The sequence below is a fragment of the Allokutzneria sp. NRRL B-24872 genome (genome assembly GCF_002155965.1).
Lineage (GTDB): Bacteria > Actinomycetota > Actinomycetes > Mycobacteriales > Pseudonocardiaceae > Allokutzneria.
The window spans coordinates 194-515 of the sequence record NZ_MUMH01000317.1 but is presented as its reverse complement, the minus strand read 5'-3'; the positions used below and the strand labels follow the sequence as shown (position 1 = coordinate 515).

Annotated in this window: 1 protein-coding gene; it reads left to right on the top strand. The window is 69.9% G+C overall.

Going from position 1 to position 322, the window contains the following annotated elements; all coding sequences use genetic code 11:
* Positions 1 to 322, top strand: a 322-nt coding sequence (locus CCN37_RS41220) for a ferric reductase-like transmembrane domain-containing protein (protein WP_210408397.1), incomplete at both ends; no start/stop codon positions are given.

The following is a 322-nucleotide window of genomic DNA, read 5'->3' as shown; positions in this document are numbered from 1 at the left end:
GCGGCGGGCACTCCTCGGACGGGACCGCTTCCGCGCTCGGCAGGCTCAGCGGGCTGCTCGCGTCGAACCTGCTGCTGATCCAGGTCCTGCTGATGGCGCGGATTCCCTTGCTGGAGCGGCAGTTCGGCCAGGACAAGCTCGCGCGCCAGCACCGGCTCGTCGGCTTCACCTCGTTCTGGCTGATGATCGCGCACATCGTGCTGATCACCGCCGGCTACGCGAGCGCGTCGGGATCGGGCTTGCTGGAGCAGGGCTGGCTGCTGGTCACCACCTATCCCGGGATGCTCCTCGCGTTCGCGGGCGCGGTCGCGCTGATCGCCGT